22 protein-coding genes and 1 pseudogene are annotated in these 24,503 nt (G+C 34.2%); 14 read left to right on the top strand and 9 right to left on the bottom strand.

Annotated elements, in window-relative coordinates; all coding sequences use genetic code 11:
* Positions 1 to 535 precede the first annotated feature (535 nt).
* From AC1RNS_RS14615 to AC1RNS_RS14600, 4 genes are read right to left on the bottom strand one after another with little or no spacing between them, the layout of a single operon-like run.
* Complete coding sequence (locus tag AC1RNS_RS14615; RefSeq protein ID WP_492993654.1) at positions 536 to 1,657, bottom strand: GerAB/ArcD/ProY family transporter; 1,122 nt, start codon at positions 1,655 to 1,657, stop codon at positions 536 to 538.
* Between the two features lie 12 nt (positions 1,658 to 1,669).
* Positions 1,670 to 1,915, bottom strand: a complete 246-nt coding sequence (locus AC1RNS_RS14610) for a hypothetical protein (protein WP_492993653.1) — start codon at positions 1,913 to 1,915, stop codon at positions 1,670 to 1,672.
* A gap of 9 nt (positions 1,916 to 1,924) precedes the next feature.
* Positions 1,925 to 3,112: a Ger(x)C family spore germination protein gene (locus tag AC1RNS_RS14605; RefSeq protein ID WP_492993652.1), complete on the bottom strand. Its 1,188-nt coding sequence runs from the start codon at positions 3,110 to 3,112 to the stop codon at positions 1,925 to 1,927.
* Positions 3,113 to 3,139: 27 nt separating this feature from the next.
* Positions 3,140 to 4,654 (bottom strand): spore germination protein, encoded by a 1,515-nt coding sequence (locus AC1RNS_RS14600; RefSeq protein ID WP_492993650.1) that lies wholly within the window; start codon positions 4,652 to 4,654, stop codon positions 3,140 to 3,142.
* Positions 4,655 to 5,321: 667 nt separating this feature from the next.
* On the opposite strand from AC1RNS_RS14600, the gene AC1RNS_RS14595 reads away from it, so the two are divergent.
* On the top strand, positions 5,322 to 6,683 hold the full coding sequence (locus AC1RNS_RS14595) for a TraB/GumN family protein (RefSeq protein WP_492993648.1): 1,362 nt from the start codon (positions 5,322 to 5,324) through the stop codon (positions 6,681 to 6,683).
* Positions 6,684 to 6,937: 254 nt separating this feature from the next.
* Complete coding sequence (locus tag AC1RNS_RS14590; RefSeq protein ID WP_283870015.1) at positions 6,938 to 7,117, top strand: TcpD family membrane protein; 180 nt, start codon at positions 6,938 to 6,940, stop codon at positions 7,115 to 7,117.
* Here AC1RNS_RS14590 and AC1RNS_RS14585 read toward each other — a convergent pair.
* Positions 7,100 to 7,261, bottom strand: a complete 162-nt coding sequence (locus tag AC1RNS_RS14585) for a transposase (RefSeq protein WP_492993646.1) — start codon at positions 7,259 to 7,261, stop codon at positions 7,100 to 7,102. The two genes, AC1RNS_RS14590 and AC1RNS_RS14585, sit on opposite strands and share 18 nt — an antisense overlap.
* Positions 7,262 to 7,806: 545 nt before the next feature.
* Positions 7,807 to 8,029, bottom strand: a pseudogene (locus tag AC1RNS_RS14580) (transposase); the annotation flags it as partial.
* A 210-nt stretch (positions 8,030 to 8,239) separates the two neighbouring features.
* Between AC1RNS_RS14580 and tlp the strand changes: the two are divergent.
* Together tlp and AC1RNS_RS14570 are read left to right on the top strand one after the other, a co-directional pair.
* The gene (gene tlp, locus AC1RNS_RS14575; RefSeq protein ID WP_492993645.1) at positions 8,240 to 8,476 is read left to right on the top strand and encodes a small acid-soluble spore protein Tlp; all 237 of its coding nucleotides are present in this window, start codon (positions 8,240 to 8,242) and stop codon (positions 8,474 to 8,476) included.
* Between the two features lie 512 nt (positions 8,477 to 8,988).
* Positions 8,989 to 10,761 (top strand): oleate hydratase, encoded by a 1,773-nt coding sequence (locus AC1RNS_RS14570; protein WP_492993644.1) that lies wholly within the window; start codon positions 8,989 to 8,991, stop codon positions 10,759 to 10,761.
* A gap of 855 nt (positions 10,762 to 11,616) precedes the next feature.
* On the opposite strand, the gene AC1RNS_RS14565 is transcribed toward AC1RNS_RS14570, so the two are convergent.
* Positions 11,617 to 11,898, bottom strand: coding sequence for a hypothetical protein (locus AC1RNS_RS14565; RefSeq protein ID WP_492993643.1), 282 nt, complete (start codon positions 11,896 to 11,898; stop codon positions 11,617 to 11,619).
* Positions 11,895 to 12,554: a hypothetical protein gene (locus tag AC1RNS_RS14560; RefSeq protein WP_492993641.1), complete on the bottom strand. Its 660-nt coding sequence runs from the start codon at positions 12,552 to 12,554 to the stop codon at positions 11,895 to 11,897. The genes AC1RNS_RS14565 and AC1RNS_RS14560 overlap by 4 nt, the downstream gene beginning before the upstream one ends.
* A gap of 324 nt (positions 12,555 to 12,878) precedes the next feature.
* On the opposite strand from AC1RNS_RS14560, the gene AC1RNS_RS14555 reads away from it, so the two are divergent.
* The 6 genes from AC1RNS_RS14555 (at position 12,879) to AC1RNS_RS14530 (ending at position 17,936) form a co-directional block, all read left to right on the top strand.
* Entirely contained in the window at positions 12,879 to 13,337 is a 459-nt protein-coding gene (locus AC1RNS_RS14555) for a VOC family protein (protein WP_427548295.1), read from the top strand.
* Between the two features lie 30 nt (positions 13,338 to 13,367).
* Entirely contained in the window at positions 13,368 to 14,120 is a 753-nt protein-coding gene (locus AC1RNS_RS14550) for an SDR family NAD(P)-dependent oxidoreductase (protein WP_492993640.1), read from the top strand.
* 79 nt (positions 14,121 to 14,199) lie between these two features.
* The gene (locus AC1RNS_RS14545) at positions 14,200 to 14,958 is read left to right on the top strand and encodes an SDR family NAD(P)-dependent oxidoreductase (RefSeq protein ID WP_492993638.1); all 759 of its coding nucleotides are present in this window, start codon (positions 14,200 to 14,202) and stop codon (positions 14,956 to 14,958) included.
* Between the two features lie 69 nt (positions 14,959 to 15,027).
* Positions 15,028 to 16,077: a TRAP transporter substrate-binding protein gene (locus tag AC1RNS_RS14540; protein ID WP_492993636.1), complete on the top strand. Its 1,050-nt coding sequence runs from the start codon at positions 15,028 to 15,030 to the stop codon at positions 16,075 to 16,077.
* Positions 16,078 to 16,161: 84 nt separating this feature from the next.
* Positions 16,162 to 16,644, top strand: coding sequence for a TRAP transporter small permease (locus AC1RNS_RS14535; RefSeq protein ID WP_492993635.1), 483 nt, complete (start codon positions 16,162 to 16,164; stop codon positions 16,642 to 16,644).
* Positions 16,644 to 17,936, top strand: coding sequence for a TRAP transporter large permease (locus AC1RNS_RS14530; protein WP_492993633.1), 1,293 nt, complete (start codon positions 16,644 to 16,646; stop codon positions 17,934 to 17,936). The genes AC1RNS_RS14535 and AC1RNS_RS14530 overlap by 1 nt, the downstream gene beginning before the upstream one ends.
* Positions 17,937 to 17,995: 59 nt before the next feature.
* Here the strand turns inward: AC1RNS_RS14530 and AC1RNS_RS14525 are convergent, their stop codons facing one another.
* The gene (locus AC1RNS_RS14525; RefSeq protein ID WP_492993632.1) at positions 17,996 to 19,654 is read right to left on the bottom strand and encodes a sigma-54 interaction domain-containing protein; all 1,659 of its coding nucleotides are present in this window, start codon (positions 19,652 to 19,654) and stop codon (positions 17,996 to 17,998) included.
* A 167-nt stretch (positions 19,655 to 19,821) separates the two neighbouring features.
* Here AC1RNS_RS14525 and AC1RNS_RS14520 point away from each other — a divergent pair, with 167 nt between their 5' ends.
* From AC1RNS_RS14520 to lpdA, 4 genes are read left to right on the top strand one after another with little or no spacing between them, the layout of a single operon-like run.
* On the top strand, positions 19,822 to 20,811 hold the full coding sequence (locus AC1RNS_RS14520) for a thiamine pyrophosphate-dependent dehydrogenase E1 component subunit alpha (protein WP_492993631.1): 990 nt from the start codon (positions 19,822 to 19,824) through the stop codon (positions 20,809 to 20,811).
* Between the two features lie 18 nt (positions 20,812 to 20,829).
* On the top strand, positions 20,830 to 21,810 hold the full coding sequence (locus AC1RNS_RS14515) for an alpha-ketoacid dehydrogenase subunit beta (protein ID WP_492993629.1): 981 nt from the start codon (positions 20,830 to 20,832) through the stop codon (positions 21,808 to 21,810).
* Between the two features lie 12 nt (positions 21,811 to 21,822).
* The gene (locus AC1RNS_RS14510) at positions 21,823 to 23,109 is read left to right on the top strand and encodes a dihydrolipoamide acetyltransferase family protein (RefSeq protein WP_492993627.1); all 1,287 of its coding nucleotides are present in this window, start codon (positions 21,823 to 21,825) and stop codon (positions 23,107 to 23,109) included.
* A gap of 14 nt (positions 23,110 to 23,123) precedes the next feature.
* Positions 23,124 to 24,503, top strand: a complete 1,380-nt coding sequence (gene lpdA, locus AC1RNS_RS14505; RefSeq protein WP_492993626.1) for a dihydrolipoyl dehydrogenase — start codon at positions 23,124 to 23,126, stop codon at positions 24,501 to 24,503.

Genomic DNA, 24,503 nt, shown 5'->3' with positions numbered 1-24,503 from the left:
TTGAGCTCGATTTTAGAATGGTATGAGGAAGAAGAAGGTCGGCAATACATTAGAGAGTTTATTAATGACAAGGAAACGTCTTTTGAATGCTACAATGGTCTATATGTTTGTCATAAGTGTTGTTACCTATTAAATAAAGTATATTTACATATGAAGTCAGGAACCCAATCTTACACGAACACTTGTACTTGTCCTCGATGTAGTACTCGAATGCCAACAAAGCCTTTAGTCGATATTAATCAAAGTGACGTCCTAGATTGTCCAGATTGTGGGCAAGAAAAGCTAAAGGTGAGTTTTTATATGGATTGGGACTAGAAAGTTGGTTCTTAAAATTTCCTTATTAAATTAAATGAGGCTTTAGCAAAATGACTGTGGGGTTATTTTAAAATTACGGTGTTTTTCAATATGCTACAATAGGAAGCAATGGTAGCACACCACTATTAGTAAATGATCAAATCTTTTTATAAAAGTCTCATACTTAGCAAAATGAAAACCCCCATTTTGGAGGTTTTGTAGATTTTTTAATATCATGATTTTAAACATTCTTAACATCCCTATCAACGTCTTTGTCCTTTAATCTTCTGAACTTAGCTACGAATAGCAATATTATTGGTAAAAAAATAGAGAACATAGCTATAAAAAGTGGCCAAGTCTGCTGATTGTATTTATCGGAATGAATGATATTTGCATGAACAATTTGAGAAAGAGCTATAGCAAGCATTCCAAGTGGTAGAATTAAAGGTCTATGATCCTTTAGTTTAAGTATTTGACTTATACCGATTAAAGAAGCATAAAAATACATAAAGGCCCTTACAAATATTGTGACCATCCACATAAAAGCCATTATAATCTCAATACGTTGTAAAAAGTTTCCGACAGAAATTTTTTGAGCTAATGTATAACTCGGAAATGTTCTTAAAGATGTATTGGTTACACCTAATACTAAAATCGATAACGCAATAAAAGCTGTTATAATAAAGCCGCCGACTATTGTACCCATGTAAAAGCCTTTTTTGCCAGATTGAAGGTTATTAATATTAGAAGGAAAAATCATTAATAATACAATCAATGGAAACGAAAACAAACCCATGAAATGTAAAACACTATATATTAGTGGCGGAATGGATACTTCAAAAACTGGCTGTATATTTTTAATATCAATTTGTGGTGAAACGAAGAACAAAAAAATTATAAATATGAACAAAAAAATTGGAAATAATATTTCTAATGTGCGTGCAAAAACTTCTATACCCTGATATGCAGCAAATAGAATAATAAAGTTGAAAAGTATGGCAAATACTACTGGCGGTGTTTCAGGCATTACTTCTGTTTGTAAGAAATTACCGATGAAATATAATAACTCCCCTGAAGATAAAAGTGTTAACACTACAAAACAGAGGGAAATAAATTTTCCGACAAAGCTTCCTAAAAACTTTTCAGATACTTCAACAAGAGAAAGGTTCGCCATTTTATTTGATAAAATGATATATAGCTTTATTAAAAGTAAGCTTAAAAGAGTCCCTATAGTTGCTACAATCCAAGCATCTTGCTGTACTTCTGAAGCTATACTTGCTGGTATAATTAATATTCCTGTTCCAACCGTATAAAGAATAACAATTATTGTGAATTGACGGGAGCTTATCAATTGTTTTTCCATAATAAATGCCTCTTATAAGTTATTTTTATTTAACAATGTTTCTTTTAGAATGTCGCTGACTGGTTGAAAAATATACATAATTGCGTCTAACGGACTGGCAATTAAGACATTTAAACTTATAGCAATGTTTAAGGCTGTTCCCATGACTAATAAAATAAAGAATGCCCAAGTTAACTTTTTACTGCCTATTTTTAATTTAGGAAGTTCAATTAAAATTATGGCAACAGAAATTATGAAAATGCCTAAAGTGATAAACATAATCAATTTTTACTCCTTTAATTTTGAGTTTTGCATAGTCCCTAAACCCTGTGTATTGACATTAACCCTAACATTTACTTCTACCTCAGGATAAATGGTTTGCCAGTCGTCTTTAATCTTTTTCCATTCCGTAGGGTCAGCACGATGAATAGCCTCCCCAAAATCAAGTACATCTGCTTGATAATTTTTTTGAAGAATTTTTAGCAATTGATTAATATTTTTCTTTATGTGTTCAGCAGTTTGTTTATTAATCCAATCCATCGTTTCCATTTCTGTTAGATCCATATCACAATTTACCTCGGCAACATTTTGAACAACATTAATACTAATATTAATTGTAGGCTTGCCGTCCCTAATTACTCCTGTTGTTTTAGTTTTAGATTGAGTAATCTCGGTCGATAATTCTCCTTTCGAAGGACAACCAATAATTTCAATCGTTGATTTAATTTTATTATTTAAGTAATTTAAACTCTTACTTTCATATTCATCAAGATAACCTAATAATTTATCCTCTTTAAAAATAGCAAGTCCCGTAAACTTCAGTTTTACTGGCGTTTCAATTCTTTCTACATTTGTTTGGTCAATCCCTAAGCTTTTATCCCCTAGAACTTCAATTGCCGATAGAACAAAATACTGGTTGTTTACCCCTAAATCTGTGACTAAATCTTCAATATCAACTACTAAAGTGGAACCCCATGCATCTTGCATACTTTTTAAGGAGTTTAACATTTTATTAGCAGGAATTTTTTCTATTGGTGTTAATACATTTAAAACATCTTTTGCAGTTGCTTTCTGAGATACTATAACCGTAAAATCATTTCGTATCTCTTGATCTCTTGCTAAAAAATCAGTGGTATCTCGTAAACCATTTTCTGCCAGTTCTTCTCCGATAACTACTAATTGTAAATGTGCAAAGTATAGTTTTCTAGGGGACAAAGCTAATATTTTTCTAACAGCTTCAAATACAGTTTTTCCTTTAGCATGATAGGTGACAACTGGAGCATGTCCACTTGCAGATTGTTTTGAAGAAACTTGACTAGGATCAATTACTTGTGCAGAAATAGCATATTCGTCATCAATTAAATCAATACCAAGTGCTGCAACAAGTGCTAATTCATTTAATTCACGTTTACTCCAACAACCACTTAGAATCAAAATTAGAATGATCAATGACATAATGATTATGTTCTTCTTCATAAGGTAACCTCATTTAACAGTTAGTTATTACCGATTTTTGCGCCCTCTAACGTTATTAATCTGACTAATCAATCGTGGACGTGTAAGTAAGAAGCCACGCGGAAAAATAATTAAAGCATCTTTTTGATCTTTTGGTATTAATGGTGCAAATGGGCTCATATATGGAACACCAAAGGAACGCAAACTACATAAATGGATAATCAAAAGCATAAGTCCTACAAATACGCCAAATAGTCCAAACATAGCTGCTAACACCATTAATGGGAAACGTAAAATACGAATAGAATTGGATAGACCATAGGCTGGGAAAAGAAAACTACATATGGCTGTCAAAGCAACAATAATGACCATTGCAGCAGAAACAATTCCTGCCTCTACAGCTGCTTGACCAATAATGAGCGTTCCTACTATAGAAATTGCGGGTCCAATCATTCTTGGCATTCTTAAACCCGCCTCCCTTAAAACTTCAAACGCAATTTCCATTATTAAGGCCTCTATAAAAGCGGGAAATGGAACACCTTCTCGTTGTGCATATATACTGATAAGTAAAGGGGTTGGAATCATTTCCTGATGAAAAGTCGTTAGAGAAATATAAAGAGATGGAGCAACTAATGCAAGGCTAATGCCTAAAAATCTTATAAGACGGATAAATGAACTGACAAATGCGTTCTGATAATAATCTTCTGCCGATTGTAAAAAAGAATTGAATAATGCAGGTACAATTAAAACAAATGGTGTTCCATCTACTATAATAGCAATCTTTCCTTCTAGTAATTCTCCTGCTATAACATCTGGACGTTCTGAATTATATACAGTAGGAAATAAAGTAAACTTTGAATCTTGAATTAATTGTTCGATGTATCCACTTTCTAAAATACCGTCGATATCAATTCGATCTAGTCGTTTAAGTACTTCCTGTACTATTTTTTCATTAGCTATACCATTTATATACATAACAGCTATTTCTGTTTGAGTCACTTCACCAATAACTCTTGATTTTATCCAAAGATTAGGACTTTTTATTTTGCGTCGTATTAAAGCTGTATTGGTTCGTAATGTCTCTGTAAAGGACTCTCTAGGACCTCTTATAACAGCTTCTGTTGCTGGTTCTGTTATAGCTCTATCTTTGGAGCTTCTTGTACTTGTGGAAATGCCTAGAGCAAGTCCATCTAATAGTAAAATGGTTTCTCCGCCCAAAATAGCGTTAAACAATGAGGGGAAATCGGATACATTTTTTATACTCCCCACAGTTAAGCAATATGTTTTTAATCGATCCCCAATTTCTTGCAAAGTAGTTTCAGATGTCACCTCAAAGTCAGAAATAATAGATTCTAATATAAAGTCTGTAATCGAGATATTATCAGCTAGGCCATCCGTATAAATAATAGCTATGGGTACCTCTATTGGTTTACCAATAAAAAATTCACGGATAATAATATCATTACTATTACCTAGTGAGCTTTTAATCGTTTTAATATTTTTTAGGAGAGATGTAGAAAGAGACGTAATCGTTTTAGGATTATCATTTTCTAAATTACTCACTACAGTGTCCTCCTTTACTTTTCTATTTAATAGAATATGCAATAGATAGAGAATTTATACTAGGTTTATCGAAGAGAAGAAGAATTTAATAGAATTATGCATTTTTTTGATAGAAATAAAAAACAGACAACAAAATTTCGTTGACTGTGAAAAGAGGTATAGCCCAAGAATGCTGTAAAACGACCATTCTTGGGCTATTTATATTGGTGTATTTACTCTTAAAAGGACTTCCTAGACAGCCTCTTTGACTTTATACACTGATGTAAGAGCTATTGGAATCATCTCTATCATCTCTAATTTTTACCAGTTAGAAACTCGATCATCAGGAGCTACATACATGCCATCTTTAGATTCAAACTTTATTCAATAAACTTTAAAGCTAGATTTAAAAGATAAGATGATGACATGAATAGTTTGTCATCGTCTTATTTAGATTTATTATGCGTTTCATATTAAAAATGAGAATCTACTAACATAGCTGCGGTTAGTAATAGAAATTAATATAGTGAGATTTATTTGCATCATCTTTATATTAAGTATATCTACATAACTTTAAGGTCTAAAACAAAATAGTAAACATTTACACATTAAGTATAAAATAGATGGGTTTTATATGGTATAATCTCAAATGTTGCTTTAGCAAATATGAAAAAGGGAGAGAAAAGATATGATGAAAAAGATAATGAAACGTACGAGTGCTGCGTTGCTTGGCACTTCATTGATGCTGACTGCGCTTATGCCAGCAGTACATGCAGAGGAGCAGTCACCACCCCTAGTACCATCGATTAGTGATTGGGCTATTGAAACATTAAACGAGGGTGAAAAATACGGGATTTATCCAACTGATTGGTATTATAAGGGCTTCCTTCAAGAAATCTCGGTGGAGAAGGTAAATGAACTGCTGGCATTAACAGAAAAGAAAATTGCCTCTCTGGGCTTAGCGGAAAATAAACAGTATAAGCCAGTGGGTGTGAAGAACGATAACACACGCGGTGATATTGTGAATCGCTTGTATAATATCGTGGCACGTTATGATTTACCTGTTGGCACTGATGCTGTTCAATTTATGAAAGAGCATAACATACTACAAGGTTCTAAAAATGGACTGCAGTTAGAGAAAAAGGCTACGACGCAACAGGCTGTTCTACTTGCTGTTCGATTTATAAAAAATACATATGAACTTGCTGAGCAAGGGGCGAAGGGAGTAGCCTGGATAGTGGAGGATGAGGATACGCTTGTGTATTTACTGGGCTCCATTCATCTAGGTACACCAGATTTATATCCATTCAATAAAAAACTAGTGACAGCGTTTGATGAAGCGGATGCGCTATTAGTAGAGGCAAATATTCTGGATACAAAAGGGCTTGAATACTATTCAGAAAAGGCAATGTATACAGATGGCTTAACATTAAAAGATGCTATTGCGCCAGAAACTTATGCAAAGCTAGAGAAAGTTGCAGCACTTTATGATCTCCCTATGGAAGAACTGACATTGCAAAAGCCTTGGATGCTTTCAAACACGTTATCATTGCTGGCAATGGATGATTCCTTTGGTATGACGCCACAAGAAATGGCGATGCATGGTATTGATATATACTTTTTATTGAATGCGCAGCTGAAGCAAAAGCCAGTGATTGAATTAGAAGGTACTAAAGCACAGGTTGATATGTTTGACGCATTATCGCCAGGAGCACAGGAACAATCTTTAGTTGCTGTGTTGGATAGCATACTCACGCCATCTGAAGAAAATCAATCCGAAATGCTTCAAGAGTGGTTTACAAGCTGGAAGCAAGGGGACGTTGAAGCCTTCGCGAAAAGCTTCCAAGCGATGGAAGGAGAATCATCAGAATACAATGAAATGCTATTTGGTTTACGTGATGAACAAATGGCAAAGAAAATCATGAATGTACTTAAAGAGAAAAAAGGTACATACTTTGTTGTTGTTGGTTCAGGTCACTTCTTAATTGAGAAAAGCGTTCGTTATCATCTGGAGAAAAATGGGTACGAAGTGAAGCCGTTTTATCAATAAACTCTAAAAGAGATTTTAAAATACAAAAATCACGATATATGTTGCTGTGTAGAAAGAATCTATAATATGGAAGTTTTGTTGGTGATGTGTTAATCTATTCAACAGACAGATACGCTTTTTTGGTGGATTGATTGGGTTAGAGCTTTCATTTTAACTAAAAAGGTGGATTCTGTTTTTTTATTTTGTTGATGGTAATTTGAAGAGTATTTGCTCAATTAGAGCATTGCTATTGATATTTAAGGAGGACTAGGAATATGGAGGCAATAGTTTTATTCTCTGCACTATTTTTAATGCCTGTAATTGCATTTTTTTTTATGTTCCGGTTTTTAAAGCATTTCTCCAAACAAAACGAAGGAATAGCATTAACATCATTTCTATTTGCTCTTATAATCTGGACTTTTAGTTCAAGTATCTTATTAGCCGGTGGAGGTTAGTAAGTTATGTTCATATTGTTTCACCCATATAATTATCGATTTCTTGTTTACACCAATTGATTGCCCAATATCTTTATAGCTTTCATTACCATTCAAATAGCGTTGAACAGCTTGTAGTTTTTCTTTTGCAGTAAATTTAGACAAAAAACTGCACCTCCAATTGTTAGATGGTGTGTCTAACAATTGGGGCGCAGTTCATTAGACTGGTGGTTCTGATTTAATTTTTATTATTTCTGTAATGTAAAAAATATACTATCCTTCATACTATAATAAGCAGAATTTGTAATCCATTCAAAAGAATAAACAATAGAATTTTCATCTGCAAATTCTACAAAAAAAGTTATATCATCAAAGTTACACAATAAATTACTAAGAAGCTCAACATTCTTAAAATCATTTTCCTTCTTAAACACCCCCACCGCTTTCTCTAAAGAGTCTCTCAAAGCAGCTCTTTCTGTAACTTCTACCTTGTCGGAAATTTCCTACAAACATTTTTGAGGCCCCCTTAATAAATCTGTAATCTCGCGTTCAGTCAAATGTTTAGAATTATGTGAATTTTTCAATATATTTTCTCCTTTTTAACTTCCTAATTGATACCATTTTAAATTAAAATTAGCACCTTCGATTTGCTTAATTTTATTAATTATACCAATAAATTGGTCCTTCACCAAAAGTCATGGGTGACAAAATCAGCGACCTATTTCTAAACGTAAACGAAGAAATAAACGGTCTTCATTTCGATAGCCAAAACCACGTCTTTTGGTGATTTTAATTTTATTATTCGTGCCTTCCATCTTGCCATTTGATAGCGGTGAAATAATGGTATCTAGCAATGCTTTTTCATCGTGTTATCAATGTTTTTGCGATTTTAGAAACGGCACTACAAAGATGGAATTGATACCGTTTAAACCAATCCACGTTCTTCATCAGTTAATTGTTCAGGTTTTCGTGCCAAACAAAGCGTCTTCAAAGGTGGATTTTCCCTTTTTATTAGGTATTCGCTTTAGTACCTGATTACTTCTAGAGTTTCTTCATGTGGCAACCACACTTTTCAAAATAGTGCACATATAAACATAAAAAAAATCCAAACTAATGTTACGTCAAAATTTTAAGGAGGTTACCTTGGCTAATTCAAGACACTCGAAACCAGATGATAGATCCAATAACGTTGAACGAATTAGTGATATCATTAAGAACACTGAAGAAAAACTTCATGAAGCGGAAATTAGTTTGGAATTTGCAGATCCTATGCAAAGTGAAATGATTAAAGAAAAGAATAAGCGACGTCAAAAGTCAATTGAAGGATTAAAAGAAGAAATGAAAGATGAAATGGCAGCACGTAAAAAAGGGGAAGTGTAGAGAAGAAGAACACTTGGCTACTAACTTCCCTCATCTTTCTAAAAGTGCCTCCAACAAAAGCAGATGGTCTAGAAGCTCTATAATGGGCCTCTATATTCATCTGCTTATTCATTTAATTATGGTAATTAAAGGGGAAGGACAAAAAATAAAGTTTGACTGTTGAATCATCTTTTTGTTTTCTTAATATAATAATTATACAAGGCTATTCTGAAAAGATTGTCTACTTTAACAGCTTTATGGTTAGTATTATAAAAGGAAATCATGCTATCAATCCAAGTGCTCTAAAGGTTATCCGTTAGAAGGGTAATCTAATATTCAGGCTTTGCATAATCACTTTGATATAAAGAATAATTTATAAAAATGCAATGAATTGTTATGTCCAATAATAGGGTATATGTATATCCTGAGTTATCTTCAAAATTGAATTTTTTGTTAATTTCTCTCTCTTTTTACCATTACAATGTAAAATGGTGATATACTATATTGCAATAATAGTTTATGGAGGCGGTATTATGTATTACAGTAATGGTAATTATGAGGCTTTCGCACGTCCTAAAAAACCAGTAGGTGTTGATAAGAAATCAGCATATCTTGTTGGATCGGGTCTAGCTTCACTGTCAGCCGCATGTTTTTTAATTCGTGATGGTCAAATGAAGGGAGAGAATATTCATATTCTCGAAGAACTAGATATCTCAGGTGGTAGCCTTGATGGTATTTTAAATCCGACAAGAGGCTTTATTATTCGCGGTGGTCGAGAAATGGAAGATCATTTTGAATGCCTATGGGATTTATTTCGCTCCATCCCATCATTAGAAATAGAAAACGCTTCTGTATTAGATGAATTTTATTGGTTAAATAAAGAGGACCCTAACTATTCAAAATGTAGATTAATTGAAAATAGGGGTCAAAGACTTGAGGATGATGGGAAGTTTACCTTATCTGATAAATCCTCAGAGGAAATGATTAAATTATTCTTTACTCCTGAAGAGAAATTAGATGATAAAAAAATTACAGATGTTTTCTCTGAAGAGTTCTTTGATTCGAACTTCTGGCTATATTGGTCTACAATGTTTGCTTTTGAAAAATGGCATTCTGCAATGGAAATGCGTCGTTATATTATGCGTTTTATTCATCATATAGGGGGGCTGCCTGATTTATCTGCTTTAAAATTTACAAAGTATAACCAGTATGAATCTTTAGTGCTTCCTATGATTAAATATTTGGAAAGCCATCATGTTGATTTCCAATATAATACGGTTGTAGAGAATGTTTTGGTCGATCGAGTAGGCGATAAAAAAGTAGCTCATACTTTGGTGTTAAAACAGAATGGTGAGAAGAGAAATATAGAGCTAACAGAAAATGAATTAGTGTTTGTTACAAATGGTAGTATCACGGAGAGTACAACTTATGGTGACAATAATACGCCAGCTCCTCTAAGCAATGATTTGGGCGGAAGCTGGTCACTTTGGAAAAACATCGCTTCTCAGGATTCTGAATTTGGTAAACCAGAAAAATTCTGCGGTAATCTTCCGGAAGAAAGTTGGTTTGTTTCAGCAACACTTACTACATTGGATGATCGAGTTGCTCCCTATATTGAACAAATCAGTAAAAGAGATCCATACGCAGGGAAGGTAGTTACAGGCGGTATTGTAACGGCTACAGATTCTAATTGGATGCTGAGCTATACATTGAACAGACAACCGCATTTTATAAATCAACCAAAAGACCAATTAGTCGTTTGGATTTATGGTCTACTATCTAATAAACCAGGTGATTTTATAAAAAAGAGTATCACTGAATGTACTGGCATTGAGATAGCACAAGAGTGGTTGTACCATATGGGTGTACCTGTAGATGAAATACCAGATTTAGCTCAAAATTCATGTAATACTATTCCGTGCTACATGCCTTATATAACATCTTACTTCATGCCTAGAGCATTAGGAGATCGTCCTTTAGTTGTCCCTAAAGGATCTGCTAACTTAGCTTTCATTGGGAACTTTAGTGAAACAGCAAGAGACACTGTTTTCACAACAGAATATTCAGTAAGAACGGCGATGGAAGCAGTTTATCAATTATTAAATATTGATCGAGGCGTTCCTGAAGTATTTGCATCTACTTTTGACATTCGTACTTTATTATCTTCAACTGCTCGCTTACTGGATGGTAAAAAATTAACAGATGTAGATGCTCCATTTATCTTGAAACAAATAGGTAAATTTGGTATTCATAAAACGAAAGACACGATCATCTATGATTTACTGAAAGAAAGTAAATTGATATAGAGATATGTGCTAAAAAAGCTGATTCATAATTGAATCAGCTTTTTTACATAGTGTTGAAAAATCAAATAGTCAAGAACTCTTTGTGAATATTTAGTCAAAATGAAGGTGATTTCCGTTCCAGGCTACTCGCTTTGTCGCTGACGCTTCGCTTTCGCGCAGAGCAAGGCTTCCTGTGGGCGAGCGACGAGCCGCTTCCTGCGCTGGAGGAACGAAGGCTAAGTGCGTCACGTCCTGTGACTACGCCTTCGTGACCAACATCGTGTTGGCCTCAGTTTCTCGTCTGTCTCGCTATCCCACGGGAGTCGAGTAGCCTTGCACTCCAATCAGCAATAGTGTAGAACTTTAAATATTTTTTTCCCCAAAAGTAAAGTAAAAGCATGTTACTCACCATCATTAGATGGATAGAATAGTGGTACAATTCTACAGCTGTTAACCTACATTTTATGCGTAAAACTACTTTGTAACTTTACATAAAGTACTCCTCTGTTTTCGCATAGAAAAATGTTATCAAAGCTCCATTTTTGCACAATATAGTGATGGCTAAGACTTCAAATTTATCACTATATATTTGTGTGATTGCCAGAAAAAAATACGATGAGCAAAGGTTGATTGGAGTGTAGACTTAGTGACTCCTCGGGGATTCAGCGTCACGGATGAGACCCTGGAGCGAACAACGTGAGTGAAGCGGCTCATCGGACGCCCCCAGGAAAGCACTCAGTCGGAACGGAGATCAACCCCTCGCTTTTGAAAAAGGGCTATACTTTTTTATTTATCACCTTGATTTCATTGACATAATAGTATTTCAACAACATGAGCCCATCTTTTATTATCAAACAAAAGATGGGCATCTTTATTTTAAAATTTAAGCTTCGATAAACAGAATTGGATAGAGCGTTTGACATACATCGAACAAAAGAAAAGTAGTAGAGCTACGACAAGGGCTAGAGGAATACTAAAAACGACTGGAAGGTCAACGCCACTCCACAAGCTCATCTTAATTTGTTCAAGACCAACTGTTCGTAAAATGCCAGCTAATATTGACAATAATGCACTTAAAATCAAGCCTGCATAGAGTATTACTAATACAAGGAGGGCTAATGAGCAAAAAAAGCTTTGAATGATTTTTATGAATGTCATTCTTTTTCCCTCCGTATAATTTGTTGTACTTTTGAATTCGGAGCAATTGAATAACTTTCCGTATAATAAAGTGTTTTTATTCTGCAATTATTCCCTACGTTTACAACTTCCCCATCCACTATTTCTGCGTGCGTATACGACAGACGTACATTTTTCCCTTTTACATAATTACAATTTAATTTTTTCTTTAATAATGGAAGAATACTAATCTTATCCTTTTCTACCCAAATATCATCAGCACTCAGATTTCTAATCTCACTTTCCCCAGACAATTTTAAAGCGAAACTTTTAGCATTTATTTTTGCTGCTTTCACAATACCAATTACATCTACAGATTCGGCTTCTAAACTTTGTTCAATGGTTAACTTTCCAGTGCTATTTAATTTTATTACTTTTCCATTGTTCAACTTAAAGCTACCAGCACTCGTAATTTCATTAATTTCACAATAATCTTTTAATCTGCATGATCCTGTACTGTTGAAAATTTGCGCTACTACACAGGAATGAAAAGAACTATGACCATGTGCAGAGATCTTTTTTAGCCGTATTTCTTGTTGTAAAGCAACAGCTCCTCGAATATTTAATTGCTCACAGTCTGTAGCTAAATCTTTAATATTGCCATTTGTAAGGGTTACAGTGCGTAGTTTTTGAATCAAAAATATTCACCTCATTTTATTTTAATTATTTTATATTTTAATAATTGAAATATATATTAATTAAAATATATGTAGCTTCATTTTGTCAAGAACTAATAATTTGCCTAAATATGCGCTAAATGAGTCCTCATATATTTTCTAGGAAATAAAAGTTAGGAAGCCTTAAAATGAAATGATGTTAAAAATCATCAAGTGATGATTTTTTGCAAATATTTTTATGGGTCATCTGGTGTTATTAATCTAAATATGCTAACTATTCATCACGGTTTAAAATTGGCACGGTTTTTGCATGATATAAAAGTGAAGCAGAAAGGGGGGATAAATGTGAAGGGGAAAGTCACAGGTTTTATCCATAGTGGAATAACGGTAAAGGATTTAGAGATTTCTTTAGATTTTTATGTTAATAAGTTAGGTTTGGAATTAATCTCGAGACAAATTTCAAGTAATGAATATATTTCAGACATAGTTGAACTTGTCAATTTACAAGAGGTCAAAATTGCATTTATTAGAATTCCAGGAGGGAATGAAATAGAGTTACTTGAGTATGTAGGCATGGAAAGATATCCAGGGAATGTTCGTCCATGTGATTATGGATCGGGACATATTTGTCTAAAGGTTGAAGGAATAGAAGAAATGTACGAGCGTCTAAAATTGTCTGGAGTTCAATTTAGATCTAAAAAAATTGTAGAAATTACATTAGGTGCAAATAAGGGATCAAAAGCTATTTATATGTATGATCCAGATGGATATATTATTGAGCTGATGGAAAAGAGTACAAATTAATGAAAGCGAATTCAGTAAAGGGTGGAGTCTATGCAAAGTTTACAAGGTAAAAAAGCAATACTTACAGGTGGCGTTCAAGGTCTTGGGTTAGCAATGGTAAAGGGGCTTTGTGAATATGGTGTAGAGGTTTGTATTATTGATTACTCCAATGATGTAGAGAAGATTGCTCAAGATATGCAGAATGAAGGATTTTCAGTATACGGGGTACAAGCAGATCTATCGAACTTAGAGAAAATTCCTGAAGTATTCCATGTAGCAGTCCAACTATTAGGCGGGGAGTTAGATATTCTTGTAAATAATGCCGGAATCCATAAACCGATGCCAGCGATTGATTTACAGATTGAGGACTTCCAAAAAATCATTGATGTTAATGTCACTGCAATATTCGAACTAAGTAGACTAGCATATCATGAAATGTTGAAAAGGGGCGCTGGGAAAATAGTCAATATTGCATCCGTATTAGCTGTACAGGGTGGTTATAATGCATCAGCTTATTCTGCAAGTAAAGGAGCGGTTTCCCAATTGACAAAGTCTTTAGCTAATGAGTGGGCTAAAGATAATATTAACGTAAATGCAATTGCTCCAGGATATTATAATACAGCATTAAACCAATTTATTCTTGAAGATGAGTCAAGATATCAATCACTAATTAGCCGTATACCTGCTGGACGCTTTGGCGAACCAAATGAATTAGCTGGTGCTTTACAATTTTTATGCTCTGATAAATCAGACTATATCAATGGTGTCCTCTTACCAGTAGATGGTGGGTTTTTAGGAAGATAAAAGTTGAGTGGTATAAGAAATGATAACCGCTTTGAATTAGTAAACCATAAACGATAATCCTAAGAAAGTGAGCAATTATATGGAGTTGAATCTAGCTAGAAAAAATGTATTGATTATTGGTGGTTCAAAGGGTATTGGACTAGAAATAGCTAAAAGGTTTATAGAAGAAAATGCGAGTGTTTCAATTGTTGGCCGTTCTATAGAGCATTTGAATGAAGCCAAACTGCAGTTAAAAAATGTTACAACCTATCAATCTGATATTACGAATAATTATGAGCGTGAAGGTCTAATCGAAAAATACATATTAGATCATGATCATATCGATATATTGATAAATAATGCAGGGGGAAGTAATGGCTCTAGTATATTAGAAACGCCCATGGAGAATTTCTATGAAGCATTTGAATTAAATTATTTTTCAATCGTACATCTTAGCAAGTTGGTCCTTAAACATATGAAAAAACAAGGAAGAGGCAATATTATTAACATTTCTTCTATTTATGGTAGGGAAAGTGGAGGCAAGGCAACCTACAATAATGCAAAAGCAGCATTAATTAGTTTCACGAAAGCGTTATCAAGCGAAGTCATTAAATACGGTATAAGAGTTAATAGCATTGCACCTGGTAGTGTTTATCATGAAAGTGGCGTTTGGGGAAGGTTAACAAGAGAAAATCCTTATAAAATTGAAGAATTTGTAAAGAATGATATTCCAGCGGGTCGCTTTGGTAAACCAGAAGAAATTGCAGATGTAGTCGCTTATTTATCGTCTGAAAAAGCTTCTTGGATTGTTGGTGCAACCATTAATGTAGACGGTGGACAATCTAAAATGAATTTTTAATCCTGTAGAAATGGACAATTATTTTCAAATCAATTGAACTAATTTTGTGAAAAGTAGGAGGCTTATACTATGAAAAATAAAAATATACTAAAAAAATTAATGTTATCAATGATGGCGTTGTCGTTAATATTTTTAGCAGCTTGTTCAAGCAACAGTGGAAAAGAATCAGGATCAAATGGTAAAGCAATTACGATAAAAATGGCAAACCAAGTTGATGCAAATAACTTTTTAAATTTAGGATACGAGAATTTTAAAGATACCATTGAAGAGAAAAGCAATGGTGATGTAAACGTCGAAATTTATAATGGTGGTACTTTAACAACTTCTGATGAAACAACAGCGGAATTATTACAAAACGGTACAATTCAACTGTCAACAACATCGGCATACGGTATTGCGAATTCAATTGGTGCAAATGCTTTTAATATTTTCGATGTACCATTTTTATTTGATAGCCGTGAACAATTTTACACTTTCCTAGAGGGGGAATATGGTGATTTATTAAAGAAAGAAGTTGCTGATAAATCAAATATGTATCTGCTTGGATTCATTGATTTAGGTTACTATAGCATTTTAAATGGTAAAACATCTGTTAAGGAACCAGCAGATTTAAAGGGTTTGAAGATTAGAAGCTCATCTGCAAATTTACATTTAAGTACTTTGAAGTCAATGAAAGCAAACCCTACACCAATGGCTTATAGTGAAGTGTTTACAGGGTTACAGCAAGGTACAATCGATGGTGTATCTACAACAACACCTTTAATTTACGGAGATCGCTTTTATGAAGTAAATAACCATTTTACAGCGACAAATCACATTTTATTATTACATGGTGTGCTAGTAAATAAGGATTTCTATGATGGTTTAAGTGAAGATATGAAAAAAACGTTAGATGAATCAGTAGCTTCATATACAAATTACGCAATAGACCTTGTAACGAAAGCTGAAAAAGATGCCATCGAAGGCTTAAAAGATAAAGGTGTAGATGTAGTTGAATTATCTGAAGAAGAGAGAAAGAAATTTAAAGAAGCAACATCAAATGTTGCCAAAGACAACATGGATGCAATTGGTCAGGAAAATTATGATTTAGCTATTAAATTACTAGGGGAATTGAAATAATTTCCTGAGAAATAAAAATTCAACATATTGCCCTTGTAATGAAACATATTAAAATTACAAGGGCACAAAGGGAGGGGACAAGCAATGGAGAAGCCTATGAAGAAACCAATTGAAGCTTATGCTAGCTTTGCAATTCTATTAATTATGACATTAGTCATGTTTGCAGCTGTGGTTTCAAGATATGTTTTTAACTCCTCAATTGTTTGGGCAGAAGAACTATCAAGATATTTGTTTGTTTGGTTTGTTTTTATTAGTGCAAGCTATGCTGTCATTACGAAAGCACATATTAGAGTAGAAGCATTGAATATGATTATCCCCAAAAAAATTCGGCCATATGTCAACTTGATAGGTAGTTTTATATGGATGCTGTTCAGTTTATATATTTCGTATCTAGGCTTTCAATATGCATTTAATTTATATAAACAAAACGCAACTTCAGCAGCACTTAATTTACCAATGGGGGTAGTCTATTTAGGGATTCCAATTGGGTATTTTTTAATGGCTATAAGAATTTTTGTAGTGGAGATATTAGATATTTTTGTAAAGAGAAAAGAGGGTGAGAAATAATGTTAGGGGCCATTGGAATTCTCACAATTGTATTTATTCTATGTCTATTAATAAATATCCCAATTGCAATTGCTTTAGCTATTTCTGCGTTAACTGTTGTTTTAATTGAAGGAACAATACCTATTTCATTTCTCATTCAAGCGACATTTACATCGAATGATTCGTTCTCATTATTAGCTGTACCATTTTTCATCTTAGCAGGTGAATTAATGAGTACAGGGGGGATTTCTAGAAGACTTATTGATTTCTTCAAATCAATGGTGGGCTCCTGGACAGGAAGCTTAGGTTTAATTACAATACTTGCAAGTTTGATTTTTGCAGCAATCTCTGGATCAGGTGCAGCAACGGTCGCTAGTATCGGCGGAATTATGATACCACACATGATTAACAGTGGTTATAAGAAACCATACGCCGCAGCATTAACAGCAAGTGCAGGTGCCCTCGGTCCTATCATACCACCAAGTATTGTCTTTATTTTCTACGGGATCATGGCAGGGGTATCAATTAGTGACTTATTTATCGCTGGTATTGTCCCGGGTTTATTAATTGCAGTAATATTAATCATCATTAACTATATTGTATGTAAAAAAGAAGGCTATGTGGACCAACAACCAGAGGAAGAAAAAATAGGTTTTTGGCGATCATTAAATGAAGCAAAGTTCGGATTATTAGCCCCTATTATTATTTTAGGTGGGATTTATGGTGGTATTGTAACGCCTACGGAAGCAGCGGTAGTAGCTGTTGTTTATAGCTTAATCGTAAGTATATTCATTTATAAAGAATTACGATTCAGTGATTTAATGGATGTATTTTTAAAAGCTGCCGTTACATCTGGTTCTGTCATGATTTTCGTTGGTACCGCAACGTTCTTCGGTAAAATTTTAACATTAGAGCAAGTACCACAATATATAGCTAATGGTATTTCAGACTTTACAACAAATCCGATTATCGTTTTAGTGTTAATTAACCTTTTCTTATTAGTTGTAGGAATGTTTATTGAAACTGTTGCAGCGTTATTAATATTTGTACCATTACTATTACCAATCGTTATACCTTTAGGAGTAGATCCATTACATTTTGGAATGATTGTATGCTTTAACCTGACGTTAGGCTTATTAACACCACCATTAGGATTAAATCTGTTTATTGGCGCAAAAGTGGCAAATATACGTTTTGAAGAAACCTTTAAACATTTAACGCCTATTTTAGTTGCGTTACTAATATTACTGGGCGTCATTACATTTGTGCCTCAACTAACATTATTTTTACCAGAGTTACTATCTAGTAAGTAATGATATTAAAATGAAATAAAGATGACCTCCACTATTCAAAGGTAGGAGGTCATTTTTTATTATGAATGGTTCTCTATTTTATACTTTTGTAGTTTTCTTACAAGTGTGGATTGATCTATTTTTAATGCAATTGCTGCTTTTCTTATACTAGGATAAATTTTAATTGCTTCTCGAATAATACTTTCCTCAAACGATTCAACTTGATCCTTTAACGGTAAATGATGAGTAATTAATGTATTGCTATTTGATACTTGAATACTATCGCTATTTAAGTTTAATTCTCTTTGTAAATCATCCATCGTAATCTCTGAATGTTGACTCATTAAAACAACTCGCTCTACGATGTTCTGTAACTCTCTGACATTCCCTGGCCATTTATAGTTGGCAAACGTTTCAAGCACTTCAGATGAAAAAGAACGGTTTAATCCATATTTAATATTTAAATTATTCGTAAAATGATAAATAAGAGGAATGATATCCTCTACTCTTTGCTCAAGCGGTGGAATTTTAATTGGGATAATATTAAGTCGATAGTATAAATCCTCTCTAAATTTCGTCTCTTCAATCATATCCGATAAATTCCTGTTTGTTGCTGCAATTACACGGACGTCTACTTGAATGGGTGTTGTACCGCCTATGCGCACAACTTCCCGTTCTTGAAGTATTCGTAAGAGTTTTACTTGAAGCTGGAGTGGCATTTCTCCAATTTCATCTAAAAAGATTGTCCCATTATTAGCGGCCTCAAATAATCCAGCCTTGCCTTTTTTTGTGGCACCAGTAAAAGAACCTGATTCATATCCAAATAATTCTGATTCAAGAAGAGATTCAGGGATTGCTCCACAATTAATTTTAATCAATGGTCCATCCTTGCGAATACTATTTCGGTGTATTAAATCAACTATTTTTTCTTTTCCTACACCAGATGGCCCTTGAATTAGTACGCCTGAATCAATTTGAGCAACTCTTAAAGCCCGGTCGATGACATCTTTCATTTGTGTAGAATGTGCAATAATTGAATATTTCGGATCACTAATCCCTTTTAATTGTTGCAGCTCTTCATGGATTCTTTGATTTTTAATTTCTAATTGTTGAATTTCTGTCTCTAAATTATTTAGTTGGGTTAGGTCACGAACATTATTCACAATTTTTATGATTTCCCCTTGCTTGTTTCTAATTGGAACGGCTGAAACTAAAACACTTTTCCCTGTTTTAATCTTCTGACTTATTGTAATAGCACGATTCCCCTTGATAGCCTTCAATGATGCAGAAACATCAATAATTCCTTTGTCTACTAAGGATTGTAGGTTTTTTCCTATACAAAATTCAGTTGAAAGCTCTGTAATTCTTTCATAAGCAGGATTCTGATACATAATCTTCCCTTTGGCATCAGAAATAACAATGCCGTCGAATGATGAATTAATAACTTCATCAAGTTCTTTTTTTAAATTATCCAATTTATCAATTTCTTGATTTAAGCTAACGGATTCTGTTAGAGGTAATAAAAAAATTGTTAGCTTAGAAAAATCCTCAACATTGTTTAAAACATTTATTTCCAAGTTCGAATTCAACATACAAAAATACGTATAACCATTAGAAACTTGTTTTTTTATATCATCAAAAAATTTTTCATAAGTCTTGGCAGTTTCATTACATACTAGAACATCTCTATTTTGATCCCACTCTATAACCCCAAGTATTTTTAATTGATTGTAAAACATTCATACTCCCCCTTAAGTAGACGTGATGTAATAATTCATCACTTGGGCACAATTATACATCATTTTTTCTCCAGTTCGATGAGAAAATACTGGGTTTTTGCATCAATAAAAGTTGGCATGCTTTTTGCATTAATAATTAATGTAAATATTTTTAGGAGGTTCTAAATATGTCAAATGAATTATTATTTCAAGAATTAGGCTTAGACAATCAGGATTTAAAGAAAATGTTGTATGACATGATTCTCATCAGAAAGTTCGAAGAGACACTGAAACAACTATATCAACAAGGTAAAATTCATGGAACTATGCATCTATGTATTGGTCAAGAAGCCACAGCAGTAGGTGCTTGTTTCCCACTAAATAATGAAGATAAGATTACAAGCACACATCGTGGTCATGGACACAGTATTGCTAAAGGAACAGATGTTAAAAAGATGGTCGCAGAGCTACTTGGAAAGGTAACAGGTCATTGCAAGGGTAAAGGGGGTTCAATGCATATTGCTGATATGACAATTGGTAATCTAGGCGCAAATGGCATTGTAGCGGCTGGTCTACCACTTGGTGTCGGCGCAGCTTTAACATCTAAAATGAAGGAATTAGGCTATGTAGTACTTTGCTTCTTTGGAGATGGTGCAACAAATGAAGGGGCGTTCCACGAATCTTTGAATCTTGCTTCAATATGGAAGCTTCCAGTAATTTTCTTCTGTGAAAATAATTTATATGGAATGTCAGGCTCTATTAAAGAAATGACAAATATAGAGTCCATTGCTGTCAGAGGATCAAGCTACGGAATCCCAAGCGAAACCATTAATGGTAATAACATTTTAGAGGTTATTAAAGCAACACAAGATGCAGTTGAACGTGCGAAACAGGGGAAGGGTCCTACTTTAATTGAAGCAGAAACTTATCGATGGGAAGGGCATTCAAGAAGTGATGCTCGAAAATATAGAACACGCGAAGAGGAGAAGGAGTGGAAGAAAGCAAAGGATCCAATCGAAGCTTTTAAGGAAATTCTAATTTTAAATAATGTCATAAATGAAAACGAATTCATAGAGTTAAACGAAAAAGCTCAAAACCAGATGGAAGAAGCGGTTGAATATGCTGAAAATAGTGATGATCCAAGTTTAGATACTTTAATGACAGATATTTACGCCTAGGGAAAAGGAGAAATCAAGATGAGAGAAATTAGTTATTCAGAAGCTATTAAAGAAGCAATGACTCAAGTAATGCGTGAAGATAATGATGTATTTATTATGGGGGAAGACATCGGAGTATATGGTGGTGCATTTGGTGTCACAAGTGGAATGATTGATGAATTTGGACCTGAACGAGTTCGCATTACTCCTATTTCAGAAGCAGCAATTAGTGGCTGTGCGGTTGGTTCAGCAATGACAGGAATGCGTCCAATTTTAGAAATTCAATTTTCGGATTTTGTTGTAATTGCTATGGATAATATTGTAAACCAAGCGGCCAAAATGCGTTATATGTTTGGAGGAAAAGCAAAAGTTCCAATGGTAGTTAGATTACCAGCTGGCTCCGGTGCAGGATTTGCAGCACAACATTCACAGAGCTTAGAAGCTTGGATGACACATATACCAGGCTTAAAAGTTGTACAACCTTCTAATGCATACGATGCTAAGGGCTTACTAAAAGCTGCAATCAAAGATGACAATCCAGTTCTATTCTATGAGCATAAGATGCTTTATAACCAAAAAGGAGATGTTCCTGAAGAATCTTATGAAATTCCTCTTGGTGTGGCAGATATTAAACGAGAGGGGAAGGACATTACTATTATTGCCACAGGTATGATGGTAAATCATGCGGTAGAGGCTGCACAACAGCTAGAACAAGAGGGAATTGATGTGGAGGTAATTGACCCACGGACACTTGTTCCGTTAGATGAAAAAGCGATTTTGGAATCTGTAAAGAAAACTGGAAGAGTACTAGTCGTATATGAGGCAGTGAAAAGAGGCGGATTTGGTACAGAAATTGTTAGTTTAATCGCAGAGAGTGATGCCTTTGATTACTTAGATGCACCGATTTTACGATTAGGTGGAGTAGAGGCACCAATACCGTACAACCCTAAACTTGAAAAGGCTGCAATCCCTCAAGTATCAGATATTTATCAAAAATGTTTGGAATTAATGAACAAATAGAGGTGAACTAAAATGGCAAGAGAAGTGGTAATGCCCAAATTAGGAGCAACGATGGAGGAGGGCATCATTGTTAGTTGGCTAGTAAATGATGGTGAATTTATCGAGGAAGGCGATCCCATTGCTGAAATTCAAACAGATAAAATTGTTCTAGAAGTAGAAGCTGAATCTTCAGGACATCTATTAAAAAAATTATATGATGCAGGTAGCACAGTAAAAGTACATGAAATTATTGCCTATATGGGTGAAGAAAATGAGGCAATAGAGCAAACTGAAAACTTCTCAGAATCTAAAGATAATAAATTGGAAGAAGTCAATGAGCAAGAAAAAGTGCGAAAAACACCTGCTGCCAACAAGCTTGCAAAAGACAATGGGGTTGACCTTTCCCTTGTACCTGGAACAGGTCCGAACAGTCGCGTACAAAAACAGGATGTTGAAAATTACTTACAACAAGATACTTCTAAAATCACACCATTGGCACAAAAGATGGTTCAGGAGCTAAAGATAGATGATAAAGATTTAATTGGCTCAGGACAGCACGGTAAAATAACGAAAAAGGATGTCTTGTCTGCTGTTACTAAGACAACATCAACACAAGAGAGAGAATCTTCACAGCTGAAAAAAGTACCGTTAAAAGGCATGAGAAAAGTCATTGCAGAGCGAATGAGCGAAAGCTATTACACTGCACCACATGTAACATTGACAACAGAGATCAATATGACGGAATGTGTAATTCTGCGTAAACAATTACTACCTGTCATTGAGAAAGAAACAGGATATCGATTATCCTATAACGATTTAATTGTTAAAGCAGTTGCACATACATTATCTAAAAACAAAGCATTAAATATTTCATTACAGAATAACGAAATTTATTTTTATGAAGAGGTCAATATTGGATTTGCTGTTTCCCTAGATGAAGGTTTAGTAGTACCGGTAATTGAAAATACAGATCAAATAGGCTTAGCGGAGATTGTAAAAAGAAGTAAGGAAATAGTTGCAAACATAAAGAATGGAAAATTAAGTCCAGAGTATTTTGAAAATGGTACTTTTACGATTAGTAATCTAGGTATGTATGCTGTTGATTCATTTACACCAATTATTAATCAGCCACAGTCAGCAATTTTAGGTGTAGGAAGAATTGTAGAAAAGCCAATTGTAAAAAATGATGAGGTAGTTATAAATTCAATGATGCAATTATCACTATCGTTTGATCATCGGGTAATTGACGGAGCGCCGGCTGCTCAGTTTATGACGGACTTGAAAGAAAATCTAGAAAATCCATTTAGAATGCTTGTTTAAGTTGAGGTGAGGATATGACAACATTTGATGTAATCATAATTGGTGGAGGTCCCGGGGGATATGTTGCTGCATTGAGGGGGGCTAGTGAGGGACTAAGGGTTGCGCTTATAGAGGCTGGGCAGCTTGGTGGAACTTGCCTGAATCAAGGCTGTATCCCATCAAAAACCTATCTAAAAAATGCAGAAATACTAGAAGAAATTGAGCAAGGAAAGCAACGTGGGATTTTAGTAAAAGGCGTAGAATTTTCGATGGAGGGTATGGTTTCCTACAAAAATTCTGTCCTTAATAATTTAAGAATGGGTATCCAATCTTTATTAAAGGCTAGAAAAATAGAAGTATTTAATGGATTAGGATTAATAAAAAATTCTCAAGAGGTTGAAGTCATTTCAAATAATGAAAAGACTACTCTTTCAACAAAAAATATTATTATTGCAACAGGAAGCCGTCCACTTATTCCGAAAGTAGAAGGCTTAGAGAATGTGCAATATCATACAACAGATACAATTTTTGATCTTAAAACATTACCGAAATCTATGACGATTGTTGGTGGTGGGGTAATAGGCGTAGAGCTAGCAGATGTATTTAGCAGTTTAGGATCGAAAGTGACTATTATTGAATATAGCAACAGAATTATTGCTATGGAGGATGAGGAAGCCTCAAAAGCTTTACACAAAAAGCTTCACGACAAAGGAATTAATATTTTAACAAACCACCTTGTGACAAGTGTAAATGAAGAAAATGGATGTAAGATGCTAGTGGTTGAGAAGAAATCGGGCGAGAAAGATGTCATTTCTTCAGAAGAGCTACTTATCGCAGTAGGGCGGACACCTAACGATTCTGCGACCAAGCACATAGATCTAGCATATAATGGAGCATTTATTAAAGTTAATGACTATTTACAAACAAATATTTCAAGTATTTATGCTGTCGGAGATGTAATAGGTGGATACCAGCTTGCTCACGTTGCAAGTGCAGAAGGGTTAACTGTTATTGAGAATATTTTAGGCAATCAAAAGAAAATGGATTATTCTATTGTGCCAAGGTGCATTTATACAAATTTACAAATTGCAAGTATTGGCCAATCAGAAAATGACTTGAAAAGTAAGGGTGTTGATTACACAGTTACTAAATATAATCTTTTTGGAAATGGAAAAGCTCAGACATTAGGAAAAAAAGATGGCTTTGTCAAAGTATTTACAGATTCTAAATATGGTGAAATTTATGGTATGTGTATGGTAGGTCCATATGTAACAGAATTAATTGGACAAGGGTCGGCATATATGAGTCTGGAAGGTACCGTGTATGAAATGGCTGAGATGATTCAACCACACCCATCATTGTCTGAAATATTTATGGAAGTAGCTAATTTAAGTATTGGTAAAGGGGTTCATTAA

The sequence above is a fragment of the Lysinibacillus sp. GW821-FHT14F06 genome (assembly GCF_058803665.1).
The sequence above is the reverse complement of the archived record's forward strand: the minus strand, read 5'-3'. Positions and strand labels throughout refer to the sequence as shown.